This window comes from Vagococcus sp. WN80Y (genome assembly GCF_059621045.1).
The window spans coordinates 33,906-39,905 of record NZ_JCAQHY010000136.1; the positions used below are offsets into that span (position 1 = coordinate 33,906).

Sequence of the window (6,000 nt, forward strand, 5' to 3'; positions counted from 1 at the left end):
CATAATCACTATCAATCAAAGGGGCTGTTAAGTTTTTTTATTTTTCTTCATAAAGCTTATTAAAACTATCATTCGCTAAAAAACGTGTGACTAGAATATTTTCTTTCCCTCCCATACGACCACCTGTTGGACGTCCAGTTGACTTGTCACTTCCTTCTGGCATTCCAGGGGTATCTTGGCTTGTCACTCCTTCAGGTGGTATATTTTCTTCCATATCTGATGGACGCTTTTCATCAGCATTTGATGGAGTTGCATTATTCCCCATCTTACCGCCCATACCACCAAATGCCAAATTGTGGTCCCAAGCAACAACTGTCATTTTTTTAGTGGTTGAATCATAATATAAGTAGGAGTTATTACCATGTCCATCAATGTCATCTTCATTATGAATCAATTCTTGACTTGCAAGATATGTGGCAAAAGCATCTGTATCAAGATAATCACCAATTTTGGTAGAAAACTCTTCATCCGTTGAATTATTAATAAAATCCAAGAAACTAATCAGTGGAGTTAAGTCATTTTTCCATATTTTTGTTCAAAGACTTCAGTATACGAAGATGCATCTGTTCCTCGATAGGAATAGTCTCCATCACCATCAGCCTTATACAATAAACCAGAATTTTCAGAAAAATGCTCCTCTGTCCATAGCTTATCATCAGGAACATCAAGTACTAAACGCAATGTCTCGTCAGAATTATTAATAGAAAACTTGGTAAAAGCTACTTTTTCAGCCTCTACTCCAGCTTTATTTATCATCGCTAGGGCGACAGCTTCATTCAAAGAAGTTTCTGAATTATTTGCTCGAACAACAAAATAAGATCGTCCTTTATAATTAACTTCTTTTTCATATTTATCTAAGCGAATCACCCATGGAAGTGTTTCAGGCGATTCAGCGTCAAGAGAACTAGGCTCACCAGTGGGCATACCTTTTTGCTTTTCTAAGTTAGTTTCATTTCCGGTTTTAGCTTTTTCAGTTGCTTTAACCGTGTCAGTTGTTAAGCCTCTTAAAGTTGAATTCCCTTTAAGCCATGTTTTATCACCAGAGTTTGTGTACTCCGTTAACATCGCTTGATAATCCGCTTCATCAAATTCAAGACTAATTGTATGAATACTATCTGTTGTAAAAAAATCACTTTCAGAACCCCTCTCAACTTGGTCAGTTGAGAGGGTTGTTCGAGAAGAAGGGCTACATCCTACCACGACAAGAATAACTGATAAAGCAGCAGTAGTTAAAAGTAATCGCTTGTTAATTTTGTTCATTTGGTTGCTCCTTTTATTTTTGATACTCTAGATTTATAACTGTAGCTTATCAAAAATAACTTAAATCAAACTTAAATCATGCGTTTAGCTAAAAATGAAAATTTTTTCATCCAATTTTGATTGCAGTTCTTAGAAAAAATGATATTGTTAAATTAAGGGAGCTGATTAAATGACTGATGTAAAGATACTTTTAGTTGAAGATGAAGAAAGTCTAGCTAATTTTGTCTCAGAAGAACTGATATTTGAAGGATACCAAGTCATTTTTGCTAAAGACGGCGGCGAAGCCTTATCTCTATATGATCATTACCAAAATGAACTAACCTTAATATTACTAGACTGGATGTTGCCTATCTATGATGGCATTACTGTGGCTAGGCGAATTAGGAAAAAGAGTCAGATTCCAATTATTATGATGACAGCTCGGGATCAATTAACAGACAAGATTACTGGATTAGATACTGGGCTTGATGACTATCTAACCAAGCCTTTTGATATTGAAGAACTACTGGCAAGGATTCGAGTTATTATAAGACGAACACAACAATTTAATGAGTTAAAGCAGCAGCCGTTAATATATCAATACGAAGATTTAAAATTGAATACGACTAAACACTTAGTTGAACGATTTGGTGAACCTATCCAATTAACTCAAAAAGAGTTTGCTTTAATTTTAGAACTAATAAAACGGCCAGAGGAAGTTCTAACTCGAGACGAGCTGCTCAATGCTGTTTGGGGGTATGATTATTTCGGCCAAACAAACACGGTAGATGTTTATATCCGATCGTTAAGAAATAAAATGGATTACCTTCCAGAAAAGCGCCTAATTCAAACAGTACGTGGTATTGGCTATGTAATGAGGATGACAGATGATTAAAAAGAAAGAATTTTCTGATAAACGAAAGACGATGCAGTATCAGCTAACAATTAGATTTATTGCCGTTTTAATAACCGCCGTGGTGCTGCTGAGTACTGCCGTTACAATAATGACCTCTTTCTCTATATATGATTCGACCAAAGATCAAACAAAGTTATTAATGACCTCTTTAAAAGAGAGCACCGCAGAAAGTCCAGAGGAATGGGAATCATTACTTAACACTCATATCCCTAATGATAATTCACCCAATTTTATAAGGATAGTTCTTGATTCCAAGGAAATCATTTACTCGGAAGAAGCGGAAGAAGTCTATCAAGATTTCTCCTCATTTACTCAATTCTTTTTTGCGAAAAGCCTGTTGTGGGATGATGATTTTTCACCTTATTATTACCAAAATCTCTTGACTAATGGCAAAAATATTAGTGTTTTAGTTGAGATGGAAGATAGCCTTGAGATTATTGGCGAGATAACTTCTTTCACTGTCTTGCTAACACTTGTCATCATTATTGTTGGCGGATTTATCACTTATCGTTTCACAAAAAAAGTTAGTCAATCTTTAACTGAGATGAATTCAGAAATAACGTCACTATCAAACATTCAATCTCAGAATTCCTTATTAACAGAACCTGAGACCCCCATAGAAGTAGCAAATATCTCCTCTTCATTCAACCAATTAATTATAAAACAACGAGAATATTTGCTTCGAGAAAAACAATTTGTAACGGATGCTTCACACGAGTTACGTACGCCGCTAACCGCAATTAGGGGGCATGTGAACTTAATTAAACGGAGAGGGCGAAACCATCCAGAAATCGTTCCTAACTCCTTAGATTATCTAGATAAAGAATCCAAACGGATGGAAGTGCTGGTGGAACAACTATTGACATTAGGTCGTCAAGAAAGAGGAGATAACCCAATTGATTTTTCTAATTTAGTTAAGGAAACTGCTTCGGAGTTCCAATTAATTCATCCGCAAAAGATTGAACTTAAAATTGAAAAGAAAATTATTCTTATTGGGAGCTACGGACATTATTATCAAATTATTCGTAATTTGTTAGAAAATGCGGTGAAATACAGTAATGAAAATGATCAAATCAAACTCACGCTATCCACCAGTGAAACTGAAGTATTATTTTATATTGCTGACACCGGTATAGGAATTTCTGATGCAGATAAACCACACATCTTTGAACGATTCTATCGTGCAGATCAGTCAAGGTCTAGCTTGATAACAGGTTCTGGTATTGGGTTATCAATAGTTAAGGAGCTTGTAGAACGGTATGATGGCAATATCAAAGTAACGGACACTCTGCCAAAAGGAACTTGTTTCAGTGTAAAATTCCCTCTTAATTAAATGAAAAAGTCTTCATTTTCTTTTCACTCATTTTTGGTTTTAGTTTATTTTCTAGTTGCTATAATGGCAATAAGGAGCCAAGAAAAAAGATAAGTCATACAAATTGGCAATTATTCCTTCACAAAAAAAAGAATGGAGAGATCAGTATGAAAGTGAAATTATTAGCAGTAAGTTTATTAACCTTAGGAACAATTTTAGGAGCATGCACGACTAATCGTAATGCTTTACCGCAAAATTCAACCACTCTGGAGAAATCGTCTGCATCAAACTCAGCTAGTGATCCAGATACAACGACATCTCAAATCAAGCTTTCTCTGCAGGATGCTATAGCGGCTTATGAAAAAAATTATCCAGATACAGCTATTACATCGATTGGTTTGGATACTTCCTTTGGTAGTTATTTTTATGAAATTCAAGGGATGGATGACTCTAAAGAGTACGAGCTAAAAATTAATGCAGATACAGGAGAAGAAACGAGAGAACGAGAGGAAACCTTAGACGCAGATGAGCAGAACGGCGTAAAGAAGGCTGAAGAAGCACTTGATCTCAAGGATATTATCTCTCTTGACGAAGCAACTAAACTTGCGACAGAATCTCTTGAAAAATCAGTTGGTGCGGCTACAGACTGGTCATTAGAACGAGAAATGTCTATTACTTATTGGGAGGTTAGTTTTAAATCTGATCCTAGTGACACAAGCATTAAATTAAACGCGAAAACTGGGGAGATTCTAGAAACTGAAGTAGACGATTAAAAAGCAAAATAAAAGGAGTGCGATTTTATTATTGCAATCCTTTTATTTTTATTATTAATTCTTGAAAATATAGAGAATGACTCATCGCAAGCCACTGTAATCCACAAAAAACATCTTCATCAAAGCTTTTAGCCAAATGAATCATAGGTTTATTTGGTTGCTTCTGAAAAATTCTATCATCAGCTAACGTCTCTGATAAAACCTTTTCAGGGAGAAGGTCTTTATGAATAATTATGACATGCGGTGCAAGAATAGCGTTATAAATCGAAATAATCTCAATCAGATTCCTCAACGAATCCTCAAATGTGATTGGGCCTTGCTCATCAATAAGGAGCGGTAAATTTTTCGCCTCTCCCGCCAAATTATTTTGTCCCACCAATACTTTATTATCTGAAAAAATACAAATACCTGAAATGCTGTTTTCTGGATAATAAATCCCAACAATAATCTCATTTTTCTCAAATTGGTGTCTTAAGCTATAGCCAATTGTTGCTAATGTAGCGTCACTATCAATAAAAATGGGCAGACCAAATTGAGACCTAACAGCTTCTTCAAAATTCCATCGACGATTGTAAAGGCTATTTCACACTGAAACAAGAGAGAATAAGGTGAAGACAGGTGCTGTAAGCCTGTTTAGGACAGCTCGTAATTTTGAGGAACATTTACTTGAAGACGGCTCAACAAACAGTCAAACTATTTATTTGGGTAAATCTGACGTCATGATTCGATTTTATGACAAATACAAAGAGCGCATTAACAAAGGCTACGCTTTAAACGAAACAATCACATTTTGGCAACGGACAGAGCTCCAATTGAGACATGAACGAGCCAATAAAGCGATTGAAACAATTGTTGAAAGACCTGACGAGTTAGGCAATTTTATTAAAGATCGGTATTTAGATTTCAAAATCAAAGGTAATGATAAAATAAAATCTCGTTGGAAAACGGCGCGTTGGTGGGAACGATTTATAGGCAATGTTGAAAAAGTCTATTTGAGTCAAGACGTGGCCGACAAAACAATTTTACGGACTAAAAACTGGATTGATAATCAAGTTGCTGGGTCGGTTGCTACGCTGTATGAAGCTTTTGACGACGATAATTTATTCATAGAACACCTGATTAAGACTGGTAAGTCTAAAATGTCAGACGAACAGAAAGAGCTTGCTAAAGAGTTTAAAAATGACTTTAACCGTCGGTTAATGGTCAAGGACGACATGAAAACAGCTTTAAAAGAGCTCACGATTAAAACAGACAGTCCATTTGCGACTAAAGAGGAACTGGAAGAAATCGACGTAGCTGTCAATTACGTTGACCCAGTTAAACTAGAAGCTGAAAAGCTCGTACAAGACCAATTACAGGATATCGCTAAACAAAAAGAAATACTCCAGAAACAACTGGACGATCAATTGGCTAAACAAAAACAACTCGAAGCGTTAATCAGTCAATACGGCGAACTATCAAACATGCCAGTAGCTAATCATAGAAACATTAACGGAACATTTCACCAATACGACAAAGAAACTGGCGAATTATTATTTTAAAGTAGCAAAGATTAGCCCAACCATAATTTATCAGTCAATTAGTTATCAATTTCAAGACGTTCTCAAATGCTTGCTATGACTGGGCTCTCTCGATTCATTAAAAACTACTCCTACGTGTCAGAATGAAGTGCAACACCCTTTAACTCTTTTCATTAATTGACTGTTATTATTAACTTACACATCTTTTAACTAACACGGAGGTTATTTATGTCATATAAT

General features: G+C 35.6%; 7 protein-coding genes. 4 read left to right on the plus strand and 3 right to left on the minus strand.

Annotated elements, in window-relative coordinates; translation table 11 throughout:
• Positions 1-37: 37 nt before the first annotated feature.
• Together AC5KOD_RS07660 and AC5KOD_RS07665 are read right to left on the minus strand one after the other, a co-directional pair.
• The gene (locus AC5KOD_RS07660) at positions 38-493 is read right to left on the minus strand and encodes a CotH kinase family protein (protein ID WP_496913957.1); all 456 of its coding nucleotides are present in this window, start codon (positions 491-493) and stop codon (positions 38-40) included.
• A gap of 17 nt (positions 494-510) precedes the next feature.
• Positions 511-1,260, minus strand: a complete 750-nt coding sequence (locus AC5KOD_RS07665; protein ID WP_496913958.1) for a CotH kinase family protein — start codon at positions 1,258-1,260, stop codon at positions 511-513.
• A gap of 169 nt (positions 1,261-1,429) precedes the next feature.
• Here AC5KOD_RS07665 and AC5KOD_RS07670 point away from each other — a divergent pair, with 169 nt between their 5' ends.
• The 3 genes from AC5KOD_RS07670 (at position 1,430) to AC5KOD_RS07680 (ending at position 4,240) form a co-directional block, all read left to right on the plus strand.
• Complete coding sequence (locus AC5KOD_RS07670; protein ID WP_496913959.1) at positions 1,430-2,134, plus strand: response regulator transcription factor; 705 nt, start codon at positions 1,430-1,432, stop codon at positions 2,132-2,134.
• A complete protein-coding gene (locus AC5KOD_RS07675) occupies positions 2,127-3,488 on the plus strand; it encodes a sensor histidine kinase (RefSeq protein WP_496913960.1) in 1,362 nt (453 codons plus the stop codon). The genes AC5KOD_RS07670 and AC5KOD_RS07675 overlap by 8 nt, the downstream gene beginning before the upstream one ends.
• Before the next feature lie 146 nt (positions 3,489-3,634).
• On the plus strand, positions 3,635-4,240 hold the full coding sequence (locus tag AC5KOD_RS07680) for a PepSY domain-containing protein (RefSeq protein WP_496913961.1): 606 nt from the start codon (positions 3,635-3,637) through the stop codon (positions 4,238-4,240).
• Positions 4,241-4,268: 28 nt separating this feature from the next.
• Here the strand turns inward: AC5KOD_RS07680 and AC5KOD_RS07685 are convergent, their stop codons facing one another.
• On the minus strand, positions 4,269-4,616 hold the full coding sequence (locus AC5KOD_RS07685; RefSeq protein WP_496913962.1) for a hypothetical protein: 348 nt from the start codon (positions 4,614-4,616) through the stop codon (positions 4,269-4,271).
• A 232-nt stretch (positions 4,617-4,848) separates the two neighbouring features.
• On the opposite strand from AC5KOD_RS07685, the gene AC5KOD_RS07690 reads away from it, so the two are divergent.
• Entirely contained in the window at positions 4,849-5,781 is a 933-nt protein-coding gene (locus AC5KOD_RS07690) for a replication initiation factor domain-containing protein (protein WP_496913963.1), read from the plus strand.
• Positions 5,782-6,000 lie beyond the last annotated feature (219 nt).